This is a genomic window from Geomonas agri, from assembly GCF_020179605.1.
Lineage (GTDB): Bacteria > Desulfobacterota > Desulfuromonadia > Geobacterales > Geobacteraceae > Geomonas > Geomonas agri.
In genome coordinates, this window is sequence record NZ_JAINZO010000001.1 from 1149843 (window position 1) to 1171683 (window position 21841).

Annotated in this window: 18 protein-coding genes; 12 read left to right on the forward strand and 6 right to left on the reverse strand. The window is 61.1% G+C overall.

Annotated features, from left to right (window positions below):
- Nucleotides 1–4 precede the first annotated feature (4 nt).
- Nucleotides 5–433, forward strand: a complete 429-nt coding sequence (locus K7R21_RS05000; RefSeq protein WP_224982177.1) for an MOSC domain-containing protein — start codon at nucleotides 5–7, stop codon at nucleotides 431–433.
- A 145-nt stretch (nucleotides 434–578) separates the two neighbouring features.
- On the opposite strand, the gene K7R21_RS05005 is transcribed toward K7R21_RS05000, so the two are convergent.
- Together K7R21_RS05005 and K7R21_RS05010 are read right to left on the reverse strand one after the other, a co-directional pair.
- Nucleotides 579–2567: a cache domain-containing protein gene (locus K7R21_RS05005; RefSeq protein ID WP_224982178.1), complete on the reverse strand. Its 1989-nt coding sequence runs from the start codon at nucleotides 2565–2567 to the stop codon at nucleotides 579–581.
- The gene (locus K7R21_RS05010; RefSeq protein ID WP_224982179.1) at nucleotides 2564–3931 is read right to left on the reverse strand and encodes a sigma-54-dependent transcriptional regulator; all 1368 of its coding nucleotides are present in this window, start codon (nucleotides 3929–3931) and stop codon (nucleotides 2564–2566) included. The genes K7R21_RS05005 and K7R21_RS05010 overlap by 4 nt, the downstream gene beginning before the upstream one ends.
- 269 nt (nucleotides 3932–4200) lie before the next feature.
- Between K7R21_RS05010 and fdnG the strand changes: the two genes are divergently transcribed.
- The 6 genes from fdnG (at nucleotide 4201) to K7R21_RS05040 (ending at nucleotide 11711) form a co-directional block, all read left to right on the forward strand.
- Nucleotides 4201–7230 carry a formate dehydrogenase-N subunit alpha gene (fdnG, locus tag K7R21_RS05015; RefSeq protein ID WP_224982180.1) on the forward strand — a complete coding sequence of 1010 codons (3030 nt, stop codon included), beginning with the start codon at nucleotides 4201–4203 and terminating at the stop codon, nucleotides 7228–7230.
- The gene (locus tag K7R21_RS05020; protein WP_224982181.1) at nucleotides 7227–8066 is read left to right on the forward strand and encodes a 4Fe-4S dicluster domain-containing protein; all 840 of its coding nucleotides are present in this window, start codon (nucleotides 7227–7229) and stop codon (nucleotides 8064–8066) included. The genes fdnG and K7R21_RS05020 overlap by 4 nt, the downstream gene beginning before the upstream one ends.
- Entirely contained in the window at nucleotides 8067–9269 is a 1203-nt protein-coding gene (gene nrfD, locus K7R21_RS05025; RefSeq protein WP_224982182.1) for an NrfD/PsrC family molybdoenzyme membrane anchor subunit, read from the forward strand.
- A 152-nt stretch (nucleotides 9270–9421) separates the two neighbouring features.
- Nucleotides 9422–10825, forward strand: a complete 1404-nt coding sequence (gene fdhD / locus K7R21_RS05030; RefSeq protein ID WP_224982183.1) for a formate dehydrogenase accessory sulfurtransferase FdhD — start codon at nucleotides 9422–9424, stop codon at nucleotides 10823–10825.
- 73 nt (nucleotides 10826–10898) lie between these two features.
- Nucleotides 10899–11072 carry a twin-arginine translocase TatA/TatE family subunit gene (tatA, locus tag K7R21_RS05035; protein WP_224982184.1) on the forward strand — a complete coding sequence of 58 codons (174 nt, stop codon included), beginning with the start codon at nucleotides 10899–10901 and terminating at the stop codon, nucleotides 11070–11072.
- A gap of 177 nt (nucleotides 11073–11249) precedes the next feature.
- Nucleotides 11250–11711: a bacteriohemerythrin gene (locus tag K7R21_RS05040; RefSeq protein WP_224982185.1), complete on the forward strand. Its 462-nt coding sequence runs from the start codon at nucleotides 11250–11252 to the stop codon at nucleotides 11709–11711.
- 269 nt (nucleotides 11712–11980) lie between these two features.
- Here K7R21_RS05040 and K7R21_RS05045 read toward each other — a convergent pair whose 3' ends face one another.
- Nucleotides 11981–12736 (reverse strand): SDR family oxidoreductase, encoded by a 756-nt coding sequence (locus K7R21_RS05045; RefSeq protein WP_224982186.1) that lies wholly within the window; start codon nucleotides 12734–12736, stop codon nucleotides 11981–11983.
- A 284-nt stretch (nucleotides 12737–13020) separates the two neighbouring features.
- Here K7R21_RS05045 and K7R21_RS05050 point away from each other — a divergent pair, with 284 nt between their 5' ends.
- The 4 genes from K7R21_RS05050 to pdhA all read left to right on the forward strand — a co-directional run bounded on the left by K7R21_RS05050 (nucleotide 13021) and on the right by pdhA (nucleotide 17210).
- The gene (locus tag K7R21_RS05050) at nucleotides 13021–13878 is read left to right on the forward strand and encodes a DUF302 domain-containing protein (protein WP_224982187.1); all 858 of its coding nucleotides are present in this window, start codon (nucleotides 13021–13023) and stop codon (nucleotides 13876–13878) included.
- A 4-nt stretch (nucleotides 13879–13882) separates the two neighbouring features.
- Nucleotides 13883–14236: a DUF488 domain-containing protein gene (locus K7R21_RS05055; protein WP_224982188.1), complete on the forward strand. Its 354-nt coding sequence runs from the start codon at nucleotides 13883–13885 to the stop codon at nucleotides 14234–14236.
- Nucleotides 14237–14302: 66 nt separating this feature from the next.
- On the forward strand, nucleotides 14303–16240 hold the full coding sequence (locus K7R21_RS05060) for an aconitate hydratase (protein ID WP_224982189.1): 1938 nt from the start codon (nucleotides 14303–14305) through the stop codon (nucleotides 16238–16240).
- Entirely contained in the window at nucleotides 16233–17210 is a 978-nt protein-coding gene (pdhA, locus tag K7R21_RS05065; protein ID WP_224982190.1) for a pyruvate dehydrogenase (acetyl-transferring) E1 component subunit alpha, read from the forward strand. Before K7R21_RS05060 ends, pdhA begins: the two co-directional genes overlap by 8 nt.
- Before the next feature lie 115 nt (nucleotides 17211–17325).
- Here the strand turns inward: pdhA and K7R21_RS05070 are convergent, their stop codons facing one another.
- The 3 genes from K7R21_RS05070 to K7R21_RS05080 all read right to left on the reverse strand — a co-directional run bounded on the left by K7R21_RS05070 (nucleotide 17326) and on the right by K7R21_RS05080 (nucleotide 20654).
- Entirely contained in the window at nucleotides 17326–19059 is a 1734-nt protein-coding gene (locus tag K7R21_RS05070; protein WP_224982191.1) for a cation:proton antiporter, read from the reverse strand.
- Nucleotides 19059–20021 carry a protein translocase subunit SecF gene (gene secF / locus K7R21_RS05075; RefSeq protein ID WP_224982192.1) on the reverse strand — a complete coding sequence of 321 codons (963 nt, stop codon included), beginning with the start codon at nucleotides 20019–20021 and terminating at the stop codon, nucleotides 19059–19061. Before secF ends, K7R21_RS05070 begins: the two co-directional genes overlap by 1 nt.
- Nucleotides 20022–20312: 291 nt before the next feature.
- A complete protein-coding gene (locus K7R21_RS05080) occupies nucleotides 20313–20654 on the reverse strand; it encodes a hypothetical protein (protein WP_224982193.1) in 342 nt (113 codons plus the stop codon).
- Between the two features lie 198 nt (nucleotides 20655–20852).
- Between K7R21_RS05080 and K7R21_RS05085 the strand changes: the two genes are divergently transcribed.
- Entirely contained in the window at nucleotides 20853–21839 is a 987-nt protein-coding gene (locus K7R21_RS05085; RefSeq protein ID WP_224982194.1) for an alpha-ketoacid dehydrogenase subunit beta, read from the forward strand.
- Nucleotides 21840–21841: the final 2 nt, after the last annotated feature.

The window sequence follows — 21841 nt, forward strand, 5'->3', positions numbered from 1 at the left end:
AGGCATGATCGGAAAGATAGTCGCCGTTAACATCAGCAAGAACAAAGGGGAGAGGAAGACCCCGGTACCCGAGGTCACCCTGCGCGAGGAGCACGGCATCGTCGGCGACGGCCATGCCGGTGACTGGCACCGCCAGGTGAGCCTTCTGGCCCAGGAGAGCATTGCCAAGATGCAGGCACTTGGCTTGGACGTGAAGGAAGGGGACTTCGCCGAGAATATCACCACCGAAGGGGTGGACCTGGTGAGCCTCCCCATCGGCGCCAAGATCGAACTGGGTGAGACCCTACTCGAGGTGACCCAGATCGGCAAAGAATGCCATACCCGCTGCGCCATCTACTACCAGGCCGGCGACTGCGTCATGCCCAAAGAAGGGATCTTCGCCAGAGTGCTCAAGGGCGGGGTGGTGAGGCCGGGGGATAAGGTCGTGGTGTAGGGTTGCGGCTGCGGTGGACGGTTTGGCAACCGCGGTGGCCTGGCGTGCACGCTTTTGGTGGACGACATGGCCGCAGTGGACCCCGTGGACCCGATGGCATTTTGCAGCTGATTAAAAACTGTTTTTTGTGGGAGGGAGAGGGTGGTTAGTGCTCGCAGGGGAGCAGCACGGTGAAACTGCTGCCGCGGCCTGGTACGCTCTCCACGTCGATGCAACCGCCGTGTTCCCTGATGATGCCGTAACTGACCGACAATCCCAACCCGGTGCCGTTGGCCTTAGTCGTGTAGAAGGGGTTGAACACCTGCCTCAGGTTCTCCAACTGGATCCCCACCCCGGTGTCGGAAATCTTCACTTCGTAGTTGTCCCCACTCCCCACTGGCGCGCTCCTGATGTCGAGTACGCCCCCGTCGGGCATCGCCTGTACCGCGTTCAGGATCAGGTTGGTGAACACCTGCCGTAGCTGGTCCTGGTCCCCTTCGATGACGGCAACTTCCTCCGCGTAGAACTCGAATACCTTGATCTTCTCCAGGGAAACCTGGTGACCGATCTGCCCCACGATCTCGTGCAACAGCTCGTTCAGGGGCACTTCGCCGCGCTCCATCTGCTCGCGCCGGGCGAACTTCAACAGGTTGGACACGATCCGCTCCACCCGCTTCACCTGCTGGAAGATGGTGTCCACCTCCTCCCGGTTGGGCGCGTCCTCGGGGACGGAAAGCTGCAAAAGCTCGGTGTTGCCACGGATGATGGCCATGGGGTTGTTGATCTCGTGGGCAACGCCCGCCGCCAGCTCGCCGATGGCGGCTAACTTCTCGACCCGCAATAACTCCTCGCGCGTCTGCACCAGGAGCCGGTTCTTCTCCTCCAGTTCAGCGGTCCTCAGCTGCACCTTCTGCTCCAGGTTCCGGTTCAGCTCGATGATGCTGTCCTCGCGCTCGGCGAGCGATTGGCTCATGTCGTTGAAGCGCTCGGCCAGGTCGCCGATCTCATCGCGCGAGTCGATGGTGCTCTTCACGTCCCGCTCGCCCGCCGCCACCCGCCGCGTCAAGAGCTCCAGTTCCTTGATCGGCTGCGCCAGCTTCCTCCCAAGGAAGCCGGACATGGACACCCCGGTCAGTCCGCTCAAGAGAAGCACGAAGCTCAAGAGGACGGCCATGTCGGTCTTGACCGCAGAGTAGTGGCTCTCCAGCATCCCCACGTAGAGCGCACCTATCGGGACCCCTTGCAGCGACAGGATCGGCTCGTAAGCGGTCAGGTACCAGTCGTTGACCACGAATGCCCGTCCCACCCACTTCGCCCCTTTCAGGAGGACGCGGTCGTACACCGGTGCCGAGAGCTTGGTACCGATGGCGCGGCTGCCGTCGGTATTGGGGACGTTGGTGGCGATCCGGACGTCGCCCTGGAAGATGGTCGAGTTGCCCACGTCGCGGCCGTTGGACTTGGCCCCTTCGTAGACGACGGTTTTGATCTTGTCCACCAGCTTCTTGTTGTTGTTCAACAAAACGCCGCCGTAGAGAGCGCCCACCACGTTGCCGGCCTGGTCCCGCACCGGGGCAGCAACAAAGAGGAACATGGCGCCGTTGAGCGGGGTTGGCGGGGTCGGATCGGACTTGGTCCCGGCAACCTGGACGTGCGCCTGGCGCACCAGTTCCTCACCCTCCAGTGTCAGTTCCGCAGTCGGGATGATGGTGGTGCCGCTCACCAGCTCTCCCTTGAGCGCCCTCACTATGAACTGGTTACGCATTTTGTCGTCGCCAAACTGCTTCGGGTTATTGGCCCGGAAGATAACCTTGCCCGAGGCGTCCACCGCGGCCAAAACGTCCAGGTGCTCGCTTTTGCGCACCGGCGAAAGGGTGGCGGCCAAGGCACGCTGGTCGGCGGCGATGACGGTCTCGGAGGTCCTGCCGAAGGAGGCGGAGAGCTTTACGGCATCGTAGAGACGAGTCAACTCGTTCAGGTAGGCCTCCCGAGCGACTGAGAGGTCGTAGCGCACCTTCTCCTGGGCTTGGGCGGCCACCTTAGCGCTCAGGATGAAGACGCCGGCCATCCAGCAGATCAGGATGGCGATCGCCAGCGGGATCAGCGTGGCGACCGTGAGCTTGGTCTTGATTGGAAAACGGAGCCTAGGGATATTCATGAGGGGATGGTGATCTCGTATTCCGCGATCTTGCGATCGAGTGTCTTTCTGGAAATCCCCAGGATCTCGGCGGAACGGCTCTTGTGGTAGCCCGTGCCGAGCAGGGTGCGCTCGATGTGTGCTTTCTCCATGTTCTCCAGAGACACCAGTTGTGGCTCGGCTGGTGCCGCAGCAGCTTTTTGTTGCCTACGCCAGATGGGGAGTTCCTTGGGGGTCACCAGCGGGGTGCGGGCCAGGATGACTGCGCGCTCCATAACGTTTTCCAGCTCGCGGATGTTGCCGGGCCAGTCGTAACCGCACAGGATGTGCAGCGCCTCCGGCGTGACGCCGGTCACCTCCTTCTTCATCTTGAGGCTGTATTTCTTCAGGAAGTGCTGGGCCAAGGGCTCGATGTCGTCCTTTCTCTCGCGCAGCGGGGGGAGGGGGATGTTGATGACGTTGAGGCGGTAGTAGAGGTCCTCGCGGAACCTGCCGGCGCGCACCTCCTCCTCGAGATCCTTGTTGGTGGCGGCCACGAAGCGGATGTCGGCGCTCTTGGCACGGGTCGCGCCCACGGGGATGAAGTCGCGCTCCTGTATCACGCGCAAGAGCTTTGCCTGGATGGGGAGGCTCATGTCGCCGATCTCGTCCATGAACAGGGTGCCGCCGTCGGCCTCCTCCAGGAGTCCCTTCTGGTGCGTGATGGCACCGGTGAAGGCGCCGCGCACGTGCCCGAAGAGTTGGCTCTCCAAAAGCGTTTCGGTGAGGGCGGCGCAGTTGATGGAGAGGAAACGGCGCTCGCGCCGGGGGCTGTTGTAGTGGATGGCGCCGGCGATGAGCTCCTTGCCGGTGCCGGACTCGCCCAGCACCAGGATGTTGGCCTCGCTGGCCGCCACCTGCAAGGTGAGGTCGTAGGTCTCCTGGAACACGGCACTTCTGAAGATGATGGCGTCCTGCAGGATGGGCTTGCCCAACTCGGTCTTGAGCGCCCGGTTCTCCTGCAGCAGTTGCTCCTTCTCCAAGGCGTTTTTCAGGACGCTCAGGATCTTCTCCTTGGGGAAGGGCTTGGTGACGTAGTCGTAGGCCCCCAGCTTGATGGCCTCCACCGCGGCATCGATGGTGCCGAAGGCGGTCATGATGATGACGGGAAGCGATGGCCTGAGTTGCTTGACCTCCTGGAGCACGCTGATGCCGTCCAGGTCGGGCATCCTGACGTCCTGCAGGATCAGGTCGGCGTCGCCGAGATCCCCCTCACGCAGCCGGCGCAAAAGCTGTGCACCGGCGTTGAAGGTCTCCACGGAGTACCCCTGGGTCTGCAACAGCTTCTTCAGGTAGATGAGGATCCCTTCCTCGTCATCGCAGATGAGAATTCGTTCTTGTGTCATTTTGGGGCGTTCCTCGCTTCATTACCGCGCCGTTGCTGGAGGAGTCGTCTTGGACAAAATGTCACACATTTTGACAAAACGACGCATTTGTTAATTAATATCAATCTTTCTAAAATTCCCGACTGGCGCTGACAACATTATCATTTCGAAGGTTTACGGTACACAACTATTTTTATAGTAAACGTTTACGCGCTGGCATGGCAATTGCCGTATACGCGGTGCTTATCCAGCGTCGACGACGTTTATCATGGAAAAAGGAGAGATTCAACATGGCAGTTTCACGACGGGAGTTTCTGCAGGGGGGGGCGGCTGCGGCGGCACTGATCCTCTCCGGCAAAAAAGCGGAAGCGGGCGGCGCAGACGCTCCGCAGATGCGCACCAAGGGGCTGAAAAGCTCGACCACCATCTGTCCTTTCTGCGCGGTAGGTTGCGGGCTTGTGGTGCATACCAAGAACGGCAAGATCGTGAACATCGAGGGGGACACCCAGCACCCGATCAACCAGGGTGCACTCTGTTCGAAGGGTAGCGCGCTGTTCCAGGTGGCCAACAACGAGCGTCGCCTGCAGAAGGTCATGTACCGCGCCCCCGGTAGCGACAAGTTCGAAGAGAAGTCGTGGGACTGGGCCCTGGAGCGCATCGCCCAGAAGATGAAGGACACGCGCGACAAGTCCTTCAAGGCCAAAGAGATCAACAAGAAGGACAACAAGGAGTACGTGGTCAACCGCACCGAAGGGATGGCATTCCTGGGCGGCGCCGGTCTCGATAACGAGGAGTGCTACCTCTGGAGCAAGTTCGCCCGCTCCATGGGGGTCGCGAACCTCGAACACCAAGCCCGAATATGACACTCCGCTACAGTCGCCGGTCTGGCGGCTTCGTTTGGACGTGGGGCAATGACCAACCACTGGATCGACCTGAGAAACGCTGACGCGATTCTCGCCATCGGCTGCAACCCGGCCGAGAATCACCCGATTTCCATGAAATGGATCGAGGCGGCCATGGACCAGGGCGGCAAGCTGATCGCCGTCGATCCCCGCTTCACCAGGACCGCCTCCAAGGCGGACCACTACGCGCAGATCCGTCCGGGCACCGACATCGCCTTCCTGGGCGGCATGATCAACTACGCGCTGCAGAACAACATGATTCACGAGGAGTACGTTCGCGAGTACACCAACGCCACCTTCATCGTGAACGACAAGTACGACTTCAACGAGGGCATCTTCTGCGCGTTCGACGACCAGGAGAAGACTTACGACGCCAAGGCCTGGGCCTACGCCCTGGACGGCTCCGGCAACCCGAAGCGCGACCACTCCATGAAGGACCCGCGCTGCGTGTACCAGCTCCTGAAGAAGCATTACTCCCGCTACACCGTGGACATGGTCTGCAACATCACCGGCACCAAGAAGGAAGATTACCTCGCCGTCGCCAAGGCCTACTGCTCCACCGGCCGCGCCGACAAGGCGGGCACCATCCTCTACGCCATGGGCATCACCCAGTCCACCCACGGCTCCCAGAACGTCCGTGCCACCGCCATGCTGCAGATGCTTCTGGGCAACATCGGCATCGCCGGCGGCGGCGTCAACGCGCTGCGCGGTGAGTCCAACGTCCAGGGCTCGACCGACTACGGTCTGCTCTTCCACCTGCTGCCGGGCTACCTGAAGTCCCCGGAGTTCGACAACGTCGACCTCAAGGCATACCTGGAGAAGTGGACCCCGAAGACCAAGGATCCCAAGAGCGCCAACTGGTGGGGCAACACCCCGAAGTACACCGTGAGCCTCCTGAAAGCCTGGTACGGCGACAACGCCACCAAGGAAAACAACTTCTGCTACGACTACCTTCCCAAGAGAAGCGGGAACTACTCCTTCACCAAGCTGATGGAGAAGATGGGCAAGGGTGAGCTGCAGGGCCTGGTCTGCATGGGCCAGAACCCGGCTGTGGGCGGCCCGGACTCCCTCAAGACCCGCGAGGCCCTGGGCAAGCTGGACTGGCTGGTCACCGTCGACCTCTGGGAGACCGAGACCTCCATCTTCTGGAAGCGCCCCGGTGTGAACCCGAAGGACATCAAGACCGAGGTCTTCATGCTGCCGGCAGCCTCCTCCGTCGAGAAGGAAGGTTCCATCTCCAACTCCGGCCGCTGGGCGCAGTGGCGCTACAAGGCAGCCGAGCCGGTTGGCGACGCCAAGAGCGACCTCTGGATCCTGAACCAGTTCGCAAAGCGCATGAAGAAGGCCTACGAGAAGGGTGGCGCATTCCCGGAGCCGATCACCAAGCTCTCCTGGAACTACGGCCAGGGTGACGAGCCGGAAGTGCACATGGTGGCCAAGGAGATCAACGGCTACTTCACCAAGGACATGACCATCGTCGACAAGGACAAGACCCTGGAGTTCAAGGCAGGTGACCAGGTCCCGATGTTCAAGTACCTGCAGGATGACGGCTCCACCGTCTCCGGCTGCTGGATCTACTGCGGTTCCTACACCAAGGAAGGCAACCAGATGGCGCGTCGCGACCTCGCCGACCCGACCGGCCTGGGCATGTACCCGAAATGGTCCTGGGCTTGGCCGGTCAACCGCCGCATCATTTACAACCGCGCCTCGGTCAACCCGGCCGGTGAGCCGTTCAACCCGAAACGCGTCGTCATCACCTGGGACGCTCTCGAGAAGAAGTGGAAAGGCGACGTGCCCGACGGTCCCTGGCCGCCGATGAAGGACGACAAGGAAGGAAAGTACCCCTTCATCATGCTGGCGGAAGGCCATGGCCGTCTCTACGCACTGGACATGAAGGACGGTCCGTTCCCCGAGCACTACGAGCCGATCGAGAGCCCGGCCAAGAACCTTCTTTCCAAGACCCAGACCAACCCGGCCGTCAAGATTCCGGCCAACATGACCAGCGATACGGCGAAGTTCCCGTACGTCGGCACCACCTACAGGATGACCGAGCACTGGCAGGCAGGCGCCATGACCCGTTCGCTCCCCTGGCTGGTGGAACTGGTCCCGACCATGTTCGTCGAGATTTCCCAGACGCTCGCCCGCGCCAAGGGGATCAACAACGGCGACATGGTGAAGGTAACCAGCGAGCGCGGTTCCATCGAGGCGAAAGCACTGGTCACTTCCAGGCTGAAGCCGTTCAGCGTGCAGGGGAAAGAAGTTGAGCAGGTTGGTCTCCCCTGGCACTTCGGTTATGCAGGTCTGGCTACCGGCGACTCCGGCAACGTCCTTACACCGTCGGTCGGTTGCGCGAACACAAGCATCCCCGAATTCAAGGCATTCCTCTGCAACATCGAGAAAGGGGGTAAACGCGCATGAGCAGCGAGAACCAAGATTTCAACAAAAGCAAAGCATTCTTGATCGACATGACCAAGTGCACCGGCTGCCGCGGTTGCCAGGTCGCCTGCAAGCAGTGGAACCAGTTGGGCGCAGAGAAGACTGAGTTCTTCACAGGCGAAGGCTACCAGAATCCGCCGCTCATGTCGGAATACACCTTTACCCGCATTAAGTTCCGGGACTACGAGAAGAACGGGCAGAACGAGTTCGCCTTCTACAAAGAGATGTGCATGCACTGCAACGAGCCGGCCTGCGCATCGGTCTGCCCCGTAGGCGCCTTCAAGAAGACCAAGGAAGGCCCGGTTACCTACGACGCGGATCGCTGCATCGGCTGCCGCTTCTGCATGGTCGCCTGCCCGTTCGGGGTGCCCAAGTACGAGTGGAGCAAGGCGCTGCCGCTGGTGAGAAAGTGCACCGGCTGCTACTCCAGGGTGAAGGAAGGGCTGAAGCCGGCCTGCGCCACCACCTGCGTCTCCGCCATCACCTACGGCAACCGCGAGGACATGATCAAGGAAGCCAACAAGAGGATCGCGGCGCGTCCCGAGAAGTACCTGAAGAAGCTCTACGGCTCGGAAGAGGCGGGCGGCACCTCGGTCATCTACCTGACCGCGCTTCCCTTCGACGAACTCGGCTTCAAACCGGTCACCAAGCGTCCGCTCCCGTCCTACACTTGGCAGGCACTGCGTCTGGTCCCGGGCATCTTCCTCACCGTCGGCAGCTCGCTGTCGCTGCTTTCCTGGTTCAACCACAGGAAGGAGAGGATCGCCAAGGAAGAGGAGCAGAGAAAATCCGGCGCTACGCCGAAGGAGGAGAGCTAGATGACCGCTGCAAAGATAATCGCTAACGAGATCAAGGGCTACCACCGCTTCGTGCAGTTCCTGATCGTCCTGGTGGCGCTGGGCGCGCTCGCCTCCCTGGCCCGCTTCGTGTTCGGCCTGGGTGTCACCACCAACCTTAACGACACCTTCCCGTGGGGCCTCTGGATCTCCTTCGACGTCGTCACCGCGGTACCGCTCGCGGCGGGCGCCTTCACCCTCGGGGCCATCGTGCACTGCTTCCACATCAAGAAGCTCGAGCCGCTGGTACGTCCGGCCATCGTGACCGGCTTCCTCGGTTACTCCCTGGTCTGCGTCGGTCTGCTGCTCGACCTGGGGCAGCCGCAGCGCGGCTGGCACACCCTGGTGTACTGGAACCCGCACTCCCCGATGTTCGAGGTTTCCATGTGCGTCATGGCGTACACCACGGTGCTCTTCCTCGAGTTCCTGTCGCCGGTGTGCGAGAAGTTCGGCTACCACGTGCCGATGCGTCTGCTACGCACCCTGGAGATGCCGCTGGTTGTCGCCGCGGCCTCCATCTCGACCCTGCACCAGTCCTCGCTGGGCACTTTCTTCCTGATCGCGGTCGATAAGCTGCACAGCCTCTGGTACAACCCTCTGCTGCCGCTGCTGTTCTGGCTTTCCGCAATGTGCGCCGGTATCTCCATTATCATCGTGGAGGCCACTATGAGCCACAAGTACATGGGGCAGCCGGACGAGGGCGAACTGCTTGAGACCCTGGCAAAGATCCTCCCCTGGGTCATCACCGTGTACCTGACCGTGAAGTTCTTCTCGCTGTTCGCCCTGACCCAGGGCCCGCTCTTCAACCGTCCCGGCCTGCTGGTGCTCTTCGTGGTCGAGGTTGTCGGCGGCATGATCATCCCGCTCTTCATGCTGATGAGCAGGAAGGTTCGTGAGGACGGCCGCCTGCGTGCCACCGCTGCCTGGATGGTGATCGCCGGCATCATCCTGAACCGCTTCAACGTCTCCATGTTCGGCATGGAAGCACCGGGTACCTTCTACTACCCGTCCTTCATCGAGAGCCTGGTCACCATCGGCATCATCGCTGCGCACATCCTGTTCTTCGTGCTGATCGCCAAGTACTTCCCGATTTTCGAACACCATCCGGAGACCGTCGACTACTCGATTCCGGACCACTTCCACAAAACCGAGAAAGGCCACGCTCACGGTGCGGCCAAGGCCTAGTACTAGTTGCAGCAATCATTTGAATCTTACGCAGTAACAGCTTAGAAGTACGAGGAAACCCTCCCATAGTCCCCTCTCTCGCCCATGGCGGGGGAGGGGCCGGGCGGGGGACGGCACAAGCTCAAGCCAGATCAGATTCAAGGAGTCCGCAGGTGGCAACCATTTACAGTTTCAAGAAGGGCGTCATGGAGCAGGTGGAAGGTGGGGTGGTCAACGAGTACCCCCTGCAGCTGGTGGTGAACGGGCGCGAGATGGCGACCCTGATCGCTTCACCCCACGATCTGCGCTTCCTGGTCGCCGGTTTCCTGCGCCTGCAGGGCTTCGTTTCCAAGGTTGACGACTTCCTGGCGCTGGCCATCTGCCAAGACTTCGGCGCCGCCAGCGTCACCATCCGCGGCGAACTCCCCGAGCGTCTCAAGCCGGTACTTACTTCCGGCTGCGGCACCGGCATCAGCTTCAACATGCCCAAGCCGGTCGAGAAGTCCGGCCCGTCCCGGGTTCACGCACCCGAGACCATCTTCGCACTGATGAACCAGCTGGCCCAGAAGTGCGAAGGGTACAAGAACCACGGCGGGATGCACTCCGCAGGTGTGGGGAGCGACACGCTCATCCTGCATGCTGAGGACATCGGCCGCCACAACACCATTGACAGAATCGCCGGCGAGGCCCTGCTGAAGGGGATCTCGCTGGCTGGAACCATATTGGTTACTTCGGGGCGCGTCTCCACCGAACTGGTCGCCAAGGCTTCGATGCTGGGGATCGACCTGATCGCCTCGCGCACCTCGCCAACCGACATGGCGGTGAAGATGGCCGAGGACGCCGGCATCACCCTGGTCGGCTACGTGCGCACCGACAGCTTCAAGGTCTATACCCATGCGGAAGCCATCAGCACGTCCGGCCCGGAGAAGATCGCCGGCGTTACTGGCGTCATCCTTGCCGGGGGAGCTTCCAGCCGCATGGGGAGCAACAAGGCGCTCCTGCCGCACAAGGGGGGACGTTTCATCGAGAGCATCTACCGGGAACTCGCCGAGATCTTCCCCGAGGTGATCCTGGTGACCAACACCCCGGAACAGTACCAGTTTCTCCCTTGCCGCAAGGTAGCCGACCTGTACCCGGGCATGGGGGCATTGGCCGGCATCCACGCGGGGCTTGCCCAGGCCAACACCCCGAGCGTCTTCACCGTCGCCTGCGATATGCCGCACCTCGACCCGGCCCTGATAAGGCACATCGCCGGGCGCCGAGGCGACTGTGACCTGGTGCTCCCGAAGAGCGACCACGGTTACGAACCGCTGCACGCCCTGTACAACAAAAGCGCGCTGTCGGCCATGGAACAGTGCCTGGAGCAGGGGAAGCGGCGCATCGTCTCCATCCTGCCGCAGCTGAAGGTGAACGAGATCCCCGCCAGCGAGGTGGCCGGGTTCGACCCGGCCTTCGATTCCTTCAGCAACATCAACACCCCGCAGGAATACTACGAGTTGAGAAACGGCGACAAGGCAAGGCCGGGCAATACCGACAGCCTTCCCACCGTCGCGCAAGCACAGAAAGCGCAGGCCTAGCCCAGGGGGCAGCCTGAACCAAGAGGCGTCAACGCAACAGCTCCCCGGCGCGGGAGTTCAAAGGAGAAGGTAAATGTTTGGATTCGGTATGCCGGAAATGATCATCGTACTCGTGATAGCTCTCGTGGTTGTCGGCCCCGCCAAGCTGCCGCAGCTCGGTCAGGCACTGGGGAGCAGCATCAAGAACTTCAAGAAGGCCTCCGCAGGCGACGACGTGGTCCAGTTGAACGAGGAAAAAAGGGCGTAAGTTTCGCCTTGCACACAATACTTTCAAGGCCCTGGGCTTCTCCGGGGCTTTTTTTTTAACGAAAGTCCTCAAGCAAAGAGGGATGTCTGCCGATTTAAGGTGTAACCGGTCAAGAAACCGGTTCTGCGGTTTCGGCGGCGCTTGCAGCTGCCGTGGCGTGACAAGGAGACGGGATAAATGTTGACGCAGTGGCACGAGGACATGGCGACGGGGAGCGAGGCGGTGGACAAGCAGCACAAGGAACTGCTACGCCGTGTCGACGACCTGCTCAAGGGAGCCAAGAGCAGGAAGGGCGCCGAAGAGATCGGCAGGCTGATGTGGTTTTTGAAGAAGTACGTGAGGTGGCACTTCCGGGATGAGGAGAAGCTGATGCTCGAAGCCGGCTATCCTGGCCATCATTCTCATAAGACGCAGCACGAGATCTTCTTCCGGGAGGTGTTGCGCCTAGAAACGCTTCACGCCGAGCAGGGGGACAATACCCTGATGATCGTGGCCGTCATCACCGCGATGTGTGAATGGCTTCGTTCCCACTTCAACAAGCTGGACAAGGAATTCATCGACTTTCTTAAAGACACCGGCCAGAACGGGAACGGAAAAGGGGGACACCACGAGAGTCCCGAGGGGAACGGCGAACAGTAGCCTGGCCGCTCCATCTGATGGATGGCGGCACGCCCGGGGCGTTGCGGAACGAGCACGAGAATAACTAGCAAAGGGGAGCACCGATTGAACGGGCTCCCCTTTCTCGTTCAACGCCAGGGCTTGGTGCAATCCCCTCTCCCCCCGGGAGAGGGTGGCCGAAGGCCGGGTGAGGCTGCTACCTCCGGTTACACGGTCGCTTTGTGGCACCCCCCTCACCCCGCCCTCTCCAGGAGGGAGAGGGGGAAATCCCACCCAAAAAGATGAAGCTTCTACGACCGGTGCACCGCCAGCGGTCCCCAGGCCTGGTGCACCGACATCACCTCAACGCTGTTGATGTTGACCCGGGCCGGCACCGAGGCCACCCACACCACGATGTCGGCTATATCCTCCGCTCGCAGCGGTTCGGTTCCGGTGTAGACCCGTTGCGCCTTTTCGTCTTCCCCTTTGAAGCGGACCTTGGAAAACTCGGTCTCAGCCATGCCTGGTTCAATGTTGGTGACCCGCACCGCGGTGCCCAGCAGGTCGGCGCGCAGGTTCCTGGAGAACTGCTGCACGAAGGCCTTGGTGGCTCCGTAGACGTTGCCGCCGGGGTAGGGCCAGCTTCCAGCCACTGAGCCGATATTGACGACGTGGCCACGATTTCTGGCCACCATCCCTGGGAGGATGGCGCGTGTGCAGTACATCACTCCCTTCACGTTGGTGTCCACCATGGTCTCCCAATCCTCAAGCGACGCCTGGTGCGCCGGTTCTAGCCCCAGGGCCAAACCGGCGTTGTTGACCAGCAGGTCGACTTCCGCGAATTCCGGCGGCAGCCCGGCGCAGGCAGCGGCCACGGCCTCGCCGTCGCGCACGTCCAGCGTCAGCGTGTGCACCTGCGTCTTGCCGGCAAGTTCCTGTTTGAGTGCCTGCAGTTTGTCCGCGCGCCGGGCCGTCAGTACCAGTTTCCAGCCCAGATCGGCCAGCGCACGTGCGCAGGCGGCTCCAAATCCCGAAGATGCTCCTGTAATGAAGGCACACTTTTCCATTCCTATTCCTCCTGAGGCTAGTCGCGCTGTTCCGCGCGCTATCTTAGTTGAGATTTCCGTCCAACACAAGTCGTAGCTTCCCTTGCCGACAACCTGGCCGCATCTGTTCACGCCCTTGTTGGCCGGCAGCAAGAGGGTATTATTTTTCGGCCATTTTCCCATGAAAAAGCCTGCTGCGGTCATTGCCGCCCCTCGACAATCGGGTAAAGTATTCCAGTTATTCCACTTGGGGGATACAATATCTAATGAGCCCTGCGGGGCAGAGTGAGCGGGAGGTGCACGCCATGCGCAAAATCTCTCATAGCTGTGAAGTACACGCTGCGCTTGATACCGTATGGAAGCTTCTTATCGAGAAAATGGAACAGCCGCATTCCTACCTGCCGGGGGTGACCCAGTCGCGCACCCTGCAGCACTACGGCAACGGTCTGCTTCGCGAGATAAAGGGGGAGGGGCTGCTGATTACGGAGAAAGTGGTCCTCGACAAGACTCACGGCGAGGTACGCTACTTTCTCCTGGAACACCCCCTTTTCACTGGACGTGTGGTGAACCGTGTGGTGCCATCATCGGTGCAAAGCCCGGTGGCTCCGCAGGTGCTGACCATAGAGGTCGATTGGGCGCCCAAGGACGACCAAGCCGAACGCATGATCCGCAGCGACCTGCCGGAGCAAATTCAAAGAGAGGTGATCAGCTTGAAAGAAAGAGCGGAAGCAATGGAAGCACAAGAGTCGAAGCCGCTGACGACCCCATACGCCTTTGGCATCACCATGGCGCTCCCCTTTGCCGATGCACTCCCGAGAGTGCATCAGGAGTTGCAGCGGGAAGGATTCGGGGTGCTGTTCGAGATCGACGTGAAGCAGAAGTTCAAGGAGAAGCTCGACAAGGAGTTCCGTAACTACCACATCCTCGGGGCCTGCAACCCCGGTCTGGCGTACCAGGCCTTCGGCGTGGAGATAGACATCGGCACGCTGCTTCCCTGCAACGTGGCCGTCTACTCGGTAAGCGAGTCACGCACCGTGGTGATGGTGATGGATCCCGTTGCTGGGCTCTCCCTGGTGGGGAACAGCCAACTGAACGAGCTCTCGGTCACGGTCAAGCAGAGCTTGCAGCGGGTTATGGCGGGGCTGCACCCATTCACGGGGTGAGGCCATGATCCGACTCAAGAGAATATACGACGAGCCGTCCGCGCAAGACGGCGTGCGCGTGCTGGTAGACCGGCTCTGGCCGCGGGGCATCTCCAAGGACAAGGCGCACCTGGACCGCTGGGAGAAAGAACTTGCTCCCTCGGACGAGTTGCGGCACTGGTTCGGTCACGACCCGGAAAAATGGCAGCAGTTTCGGCAGCGCTACCGCCACGAACTGGCGGGGCAGGGGGCGCTGCTCCAAGAACTCGTTGCACTTGCCGCAGGCAAGACGCTGACCCTGCTCTACGCGGCAAAGGACGAGGAGCACAACAACGCAGTCGTACTGAAGGAATTAATGGAGGACTCCAGCATCGGCTGATCAGGGGGACAGGCACCTGCGGAGCCAGTCCCCTGCCGTGGCAACCCGCGGCTTTTGGAGGCTAAGATGGGAGACAATCTGGCAAGAAAGATATTGAAGGAACACCTGGTTGAGGGGAAACTGGTGCCGGGGCGGGAAATCGCGATCCGGATCGACCAGACCCTCTTGCAGGACGCCACCGGCACCATGGCCATGCTGGAATTCATGGCCACCGGTATCCCCAGGATCAAGGTAGGGCTGGCGGCGCAGTACGTCGACCACAACCTTCTGCAGACCGATAATAAGAACGCTGACGACCACGTCTTCCTCGCCACTGCGGCGCAGAAGTTCGGGGTCAACCTCTCCAAGCCGGGCAACGGCGTTTCGCACCAGGTGCACCTGGAACGATTCGGCGTACCCGGCACCACGCTCCTTGGAGCCGACTCGCACACCCCTACCGCCGCGGGGCTCGGGCAACTCGCCATCGGTGCGGGCGGACTCGACGTGGCCCTTGCCATGGCGGGGTACCCCTTCCACCTCACCTGCCCGAAAATCTTCGGAGTGAAGCTGACCGGGCAGTTGCAACCGTGGGTTTCGGGGAAGGACGTGATCCTGGAACTGCTTAGGCGCCACACGGTGAAGGGCGGGGTAGGGAAGATAATTGAATATTATGGTCCTGGCGTCGCCACCCTGTCGGCCACCGATCGCGCCACCATCGGCAATATGGGGGCGGAGCTCGGCGCGACCACGACCGTGTTCCCAAGCGACGAGAACACTCGTGCCTTCCTGGAGGCACAGGGGCGTGCCGATGTCTGGCGCGAGCTTTGCGCTGACGCGGACGCGACCTACGACGAACACGACGAGATCGACCTGTCCCAGGTGGTGCCGTTGATCGCCTGCCCGTCGTCACCGGACAACGTGGTGCCGGTCTCCGAGATCGAGGGACTCAAGGTGGACCAGGTCATCGTGGGGAGTTCGGTCAACTCTTCCTTCCGCGACCTGATGACCGTCTGCCGCATCCTTGAAGGGCGCCGTATCGCATCGGGCCTCACCTTCCACATCAATCCTGGCAGCCGGCAGGTGCTGGAGAACGTGGTGGCCCAGGGCGGTTTCATGATGCTCCTGCTCGCCGGCGGTCAGGTGCACCAGCCCGGTTGCCTGGGCTGCATCGGCATGGGGCAGGCGCCCGGCACCAACCAGGTCTCGCTGCGCACCTTCCCGCGCAACTTTCCGGGGCGCAGCGGCACCAAGGAAGACCGGGTCTACCTCTGCTCACCGGAAACCGCTGCCGCTGCGGGCGTCTTCGGCGTGGTTACCGACCCGCGCAAGCTCTCGGAACTGCTCCCCTGGCCGGATGTGCGGAACCCGGTCCGCTACCTGGTGGACGACTCGGGCATCCAGTACCCGCCCGAAGACGGCAGCTCGGTGGAGATCGTCACCGGGCCCAACATCGTCCCGTTCCCCGAGTTCCCGGCGCTGCCGGACCAGCTCGACGTCGAGGTGATCATCAAAGTCGGGGATAACATCTCCACCGACACCATCATGCCGGCGGGCAACAAGGTGCTCCCGTTCCGCAGCAACATCCCGGCTATCAGCAAGTTCGTCTTCGAACAGGCCGACCCGGAATTCGCTGTGCGAGCCGCCGAGAAAGGTGACGGCGCCGTTGTGGGAGGTGAAAACTACGGCCAGGGATCATCGCGCGAGCATGCCGCACTTGCTCCGCGCTACTTGGGCATCAGGGTGAAGATCGCCAAGAGCTTCGCCAGGATCCACCGCTCCAACCTGATCAACTTCGGCATCGTGCCGCTGGTCTTCAAAGACCCAGCCGACTACGACCGCATCAAGCAGGGGGACCGCATCACCATCCCGCGTCTGCGGGAGTTGGTCGGAAGCGGCGCCACCGTGGTACCGATCCAGGTCAACGGTACCGAGATCATGACCATTTTGCAGGCATCGGAGCGGGAACGCCGCGAGCTGGTGGCTGGTGGACTGCTCAATTCAGTAAAGGAGGAGAACCATGGCTGACACCCTGAGGGAGTTGCTCTCCGAGGAAGAACTGCTTGGTTTCTACGAGCAGATGGTGCTCTGCCGCGAGTTCGAGGAGAGCTGCGCAGAGCAGTACTCCAAGGGGCACATCACTGGCTTTCTGCACCTGTACTCTGGGCAGGAGGCGGTCGCCGTCGGCTGCACGGCCGGGCTGCAGGGAAAAGACTACATTCTCTCTGCCTACCGCGACCATGCCCAGGCCATCGTGCGCGGCGCCGATCCGAAAAAGGTGATGGCCGAGCTCTTCGGCAAGGCGACCGGCCTCTGCAAAGGGAAGGGGGGGTCCATGCACCTGTTCGCGCCGGAGCTAAATTTCATGGGCGGGTACGCCATCGTGGGAGGGCAGTTCCCCATCGCCACCGGGCTTGCATGGGGGAGCCAGTTGCTCGAGGAGGACCGTGTCACTGCGTGCTTCTTCGGCGACGGCTCCATGAATCAGGGGACCTTTCACGAGTCGCTGAACTGGTCACGCCTTTGGGACCTGCCAGTGCTGTTCGTCTGTGAGAACAACTTTTACGGGATCGGCACCGAGGTCCACCGCGCGTCAGCCCAGGCGGCGCTGCACCGGCGCACCTGCGGCTACGACATCCCCAGTGAAAAAGTGGACGGCATGGACGTGATTGCCATGTACCAAGCCACCAAGCGGGCCGCGGAGTGGGTGAGGGAGCGGCAGCGTCCCTACTTCATCGAGGCTGTCACCTACCGTTTCCGCGGCCATTCCATGTCCGACCCCGCGAAGTACCGCAGTTCCTCCGAGACCGATGTCTGGAAAAGCCGCGATCCGATCGTCAACCTGTCGCGCCGGCTCCTGGAGGAGGGGATAGCAACCCAGGAGCACCTGGACGAAATCACCAAGCGCTGCCTGGCTCGGGTCGAGGAAAGCGTTCGCTTCGCCGAGGAGTCCCCCTGGCCTGAGGACCCCACGGTATGGGAGGATATCTACGTTTGACGCCCACCTGATGGCGCCCCTTCCCGGGGCGCCATTCCTGCCTTTTCAGCCATGCCGCCCGCTTCTCTGCATAAAACCCCTTTAGCCCCTCGGTTAAAACCGGCTGGCACTTCATTCAGTTGCCGACTGAGGCCAACTCAGCACGGACCCGATCACGCTGCCGGTCGATCTGCTCGTCGGTCGCCCCCAACCCCCGCAACATGTGCTCGGTCATGTTCAGAGCGATCTCTCCTTCCCCTGAAAAGACTGCGTTGGCTCCGGCACGGTACAACGTCGGCATGTCCCTGAGGTAGTTGGTCCTGGCCAGGATGCGCAGCTGCGGGTTTAGCTGCCGTGCCAACCGGATCACCTCCTCTTCGCCACGCATCCCCGCCGAGGTGAGTACCAGCGCCACGGACTGTCCGAGCCCGGCCGCATCAAGGGTCTCCCTGAGGGTAGCGTCGCCGTACAGGGCACCTACTCCTTCCTGTTGCAGTTGCCGCACCGTGTGCAGGTTCATTTCCACGATGAACGGTTCGATGCCGTTTTCCGACAAAAGGCTCGCCAGGGTTTTGCCTGTGGGGCCGTAGCCGACTACGATAGCGCGATCGCTGCTCCAGGAGATGGTCCCATCGACGCGTTCGCCGGCATAATCAGGGCGGGAGCGTCTCTCCAGCCATTGCCACAGCCGTGTCCCTTTCGCCTGTCGCTCAAGCCAAGGGATGGTGCGATACAGAAGCGGGTTCAAGCTGATGGAGATAATGGCCGCGGCGACGAGGGTGTTGGCGCCGCTTTCTTCCAGCACCCCGAGGTCCCTCCCTACCGAAGCCAGGATGAAGGAGAACTCCCCGATCTGCGCCAGGGCGAAGGCAACCGACAGGGCTACCCGTGGGGCGTAGCCAAGGGCAAACATGATGGCTACGGCGGCAAGGGGCTTACCAATGATGATGATGGCCAGTACGGTGAGCACGAGGCCAGGCTGCTGCATGAGGTGGGCAGGATCGAACAGCATGCCAACGGAGACGAAGAACAATACGGCAAAGGCGTCCCGCATCGGCAGCGCCTCGGTCGCTGCACGGAAGCTGAAGTCGGACTGTTTCACCACCATGCCCGCCAAGAAGGCGCCTAACGCCATGGAGACGCCGAAGAATTTTGCCGACGCCACCGCGATTCCCAAGGCCAGCACCAGCACGGTCAGGGTGAACAGTTCGCGGGAGTGGGTTTCCGCCACGTGCTCCAGGATACGCGGGATCACCTTGCCGCCCCCCCAGAAGGTGACAACGATCAGCAGCGAGATCTTCAGCAACGCCAGTCCGACGGCGGCAGGGATGCTGCCGCCGTCGGTTGCCTGCGGCCCGAAGAGGACCGGTAGTATCACCAGCAAAAAGACGGTCAGCAGGTCTTCGACGACGAGCCAGCCGACAGCGATGTGCCCGGCGGGGGTGTGCAGTTCGTTGTTGTCGACCAGGACCCGCAGCAGGACGACGGTACTCGCCACCGACACTGCCAGGCCGAAGATGATACCGGCTGGCCAACTCCATCCCAGCCCGACCGCAACCGCTGCGCTCAAAAGGGTCGCCACCACGCTCTGGCCCAGTGCACCGGGGACGGCTGCGCGTTTTACCTCCAGCAGTTCCTTGAAGTGAAACTGGAGGCCAACCCCGAACATCAGCAGAATCACGCCGATTTCAGCGAACTGTTCAGCCATGTGCCGGTCCGCCACGAACCCCGGCGTGTAGGGACCAACGGCGATTCCCGCCAGCAGGAATCCGACTATGGAAGATAGACCGATCCGGTGCGCCAGGTAGCCGAAGCACAGGGCGGCGACGAAGCCGCCGGTAACGGTCATGATCAGGTTGAGATCGTGCATCAGGTTCTCCTTTGAGTGTTATCACTCTCCGGCGCCCCGGGTGTTTCACCGCGGGTCTGCCTTTTCGCCTCGTCCCTTCGCTCCAGTTGCAAAACGATCGGGCTTGCGATGAAGATGGAGGAATAGGTCGCAATCACGATGCCGGCAACGAGGGCCAGGGCGAAATCGCCAATGGCTTCGCCCCCGAAAAGATATAACGATATGGCGGCCAAGAACGTGGTGAGCGAGGTGATGATGGTTCGCGGGAGTACTTCGTTGATACTCCGGTTGAACAGTTCCCCCTTTGCTTCCAGTACCGACTTGTTCAGGTTCTCTCTGATACGGTCGAAGATCACCACCGTGTCTGTCAAAGAATACCCGGCGATGGTCAGAATGGCAGTGATGAAAAGGAGGTTGACCTCTTTATCGAGGAGATAGAACAGCGCGATCATGGCCAAGACGTCATGCAGTGTGGCCGCCACGGCTCCTATTCCGAAGTTGAAGTCGAAGCGCCAGGCAATGTAGAGAATGATGCCAACCATGGAGAGTGCCACAGCCTGCAGTGTGTCTTTCTTTAGCTTGTCGCCGATGGATGGACCCACTTCGTTGGAGCTTTCAACCACGAACGTGTTGTCGGGGAACTCAGTACGCAACCGGCCGGTTATGGTGTCAGCCACGTTTAGTGATTCCGTACCGGACTTACCGACCTTGATCAGGAGTCGGTTACCGCCGCTGATCTCCTGGAGGTTGACCTCCTTGTGCAACTCCGCCGACAGGGCCTTGTGCACCTTTTCCTGCCCGACTGGACGGCTGAATGCAACCTGGACCGAGGTCCCGCCGGAGAAGTCGATCCCCATATTGGCCTTGTTGGTTGCGATCTGGAGTGCCCCGAAGAGGCCGATGCTGGTGATAACCGCTGAGATTGCAAAGCTCATCTTGCACTTGCCGGTGAAGTCTATCTTGGTGTTACTGACGAATTGCATAGTCATAGCTCCTAGTACCGGGGAGATCCCCGGTCCTGACAGTTGGACAGCGACTTATCGCGGAAGATGCCGGCCCAATGGTGGCAAAGTCGCGCAATGGCGCAGGACGTCGCACGATGTACACGGACGCACACGGACGCACGGACGCACGGACGCACCGCGGTAGCACCTGGACGTGCAGCGCCGCCTGAGCGAACGGAAGTCAGGCTAATCTCCCTCTGGGCGCTGGTTTGCGCGGGATAACTAGCTTGGTCGTTTTTGGGCCGGTTGTATAAGGATAGGGAAGATGTGCTAGGAAACCGGAGGAGCTCTGGCTGGAGTGGTAGCGCGATCAGCGGAGACGAAGGTGAAAGTGGGGAGGGCGGATACGGTCTTGGTGCCGATGAGGCTGGGCAACTTGGCACAAGCTACTGCCAATGCCGCCAGTGGAGATGCGTGGGCCGCTTTGAGCGACTGGTGCCCCTTTGTGGAGTGGAGCAGGCAGGCATCGTGGGAACTGTGAGCCAGGTGTTTGGCGGACAGCAGGGGAGTGTCGCACCACGGATTCGGTACGATGATCCCTTGAGAGACAAAGAAGACTGCGACGGCCAGAACCAACGCCAGCAGGTTTATTCGCGATGTCGACCGTTTCATGACCAAATTCATGCCTGCGAACCTATCGTACTTGCTGTGTCGTTGCAAGACTTTTGCTTAGTGGTTGTGTAGACATGATCCCGTGAGCTGCAACTGCCCGAATTTGATGTCTCCATCGTTGTGTTCGGTTAATGCTTTGATAGTATTGGAACCTTGTGTTGCGAAAAGTTACATTACCTGCGCTAACGGAGATGATGTATGGCTGAAATGACCTATCGGGACGCCATCAACCTGGCGCTCAAAGAGGAAATGCGGCGCGACAAGACGGTTGTTACCTACGGCGAAGACGTGGCGCTGTACGAGGGGGCCTTCAAGGTGACTCGGGGGCTTTTGTCCGAGTTCGGGGAGTTGCGGGTACGGGACTGCCCGATATCCGAAAACACCATCGTCGGGGTTGCGGTCGGCGCCGCCATGGCCGGGGTGCGCCCGGTGGCCGAACTGATGACGGTGAACTTCGCCTTGCTCGCCATGGACCAGATCGTGAATCATATGGCCAAGGTGCGTTACATGTTCGGGGGACAAACGAAGGTCCCCATGGTGATCCGCATGCCGGGGGGCGGGGGGAGCCAACTCGGTGCCCAGCACTCGCAGAGCCTGGAAAGTTATTTCATGCACTGCCCAGGCATGCTGGTGGCCTACCCGGCGACGCCGGCGGATGCCAAGGGACTCCTGAAAACGGCCATCCGCGACGACAACCCGGTCATCTTCCTGGAGCACGAACTTCTTTACAATAGCAAGGATGAGGTTCCGGAAGACCCGGAGTTCCTGGTTCCGTTCGGCAAGGCGGCTGTGATGAATGAAGGGAACCAGGTGACCCTGGTAGGGTACGGAAGAATGGCCATCCTGGCACTGCAGGCCGCGCTGCAACTGGCAAAGGAGGGAGTTTCCTGCGAGGTGATCGACCTGCGCACGCTGGTACCCCTGGACATGGAGACGGTACTCGCCTCGGTGCGCAAGACCGGGCGAGCCCTGGTCATCGAGGAGTGCTGGAAAAGCGCGGGGCTTGGGGGGGATATCGCATCCCGTATTTACGAGGGGTGCTTCGACACACTGCTTGCACCGGTGAGTCGCATATCCGGGCTGGACGTGCCGATGCCCTATTCGCGCAAGATAGAAAAGCTCTGCATCCCGCAGCTGGAAGGGATCGTGCAGGGCGTACATGACCTTCTTAACGAACCATACTGAGG

Coding starts and splice junctions, on each gene's coding strand:
- K7R21_RS05000 (WP_224982177.1), top strand. CDS start 5: ATGATCGGAAAGATAGTCGCCGTTAACATCAGCAAGAACAAAGGGGAG.
- K7R21_RS05040 (WP_224982185.1), top strand. CDS start 11,250: ATGTTGACGCAGTGGCACGAGGACATGGCGACGGGGAGCGAGGCGGTG.
- nrfD (WP_224982182.1), top strand. CDS start 8,067: ATGACCGCTGCAAAGATAATCGCTAACGAGATCAAGGGCTACCACCGC.
- secF (WP_224982192.1), bottom strand. CDS start 20,021: ATGCAATTCGTCAGTAACACCAAGATAGACTTCACCGGCAAGTGCAAG.
- K7R21_RS05085 (WP_224982194.1), top strand. CDS start 20,853: ATGGCTGAAATGACCTATCGGGACGCCATCAACCTGGCGCTCAAAGAG.
- K7R21_RS05060 (WP_224982189.1), top strand. CDS start 14,303: ATGGGAGACAATCTGGCAAGAAAGATATTGAAGGAACACCTGGTTGAG.
- K7R21_RS05005 (WP_224982178.1), bottom strand. CDS start 2,567: ATGAATATCCCTAGGCTCCGTTTTCCAATCAAGACCAAGCTCACGGTC.
- K7R21_RS05020 (WP_224982181.1), top strand. CDS start 7,227: ATGAGCAGCGAGAACCAAGATTTCAACAAAAGCAAAGCATTCTTGATC.
- K7R21_RS05045 (WP_224982186.1), bottom strand. CDS start 12,736: ATGGAAAAGTGTGCCTTCATTACAGGAGCATCTTCGGGATTTGGAGCC.
- K7R21_RS05080 (WP_224982193.1), bottom strand. CDS start 20,654: ATGAAACGGTCGACATCGCGAATAAACCTGCTGGCGTTGGTTCTGGCC.
- K7R21_RS05055 (WP_224982188.1), top strand. CDS start 13,883: ATGATCCGACTCAAGAGAATATACGACGAGCCGTCCGCGCAAGACGGC.
- pdhA (WP_224982190.1), top strand. CDS start 16,233: ATGGCTGACACCCTGAGGGAGTTGCTCTCCGAGGAAGAACTGCTTGGT.
- K7R21_RS05050 (WP_224982187.1), top strand. CDS start 13,021: ATGCGCAAAATCTCTCATAGCTGTGAAGTACACGCTGCGCTTGATACC.
- K7R21_RS05070 (WP_224982191.1), bottom strand. CDS start 19,059: ATGCACGATCTCAACCTGATCATGACCGTTACCGGCGGCTTCGTCGCC.
- K7R21_RS05010 (WP_224982179.1), bottom strand. CDS start 3,931: ATGACACAAGAACGAATTCTCATCTGCGATGACGAGGAAGGGATCCTC.
- tatA (WP_224982184.1), top strand. CDS start 10,899: ATGTTTGGATTCGGTATGCCGGAAATGATCATCGTACTCGTGATAGCT.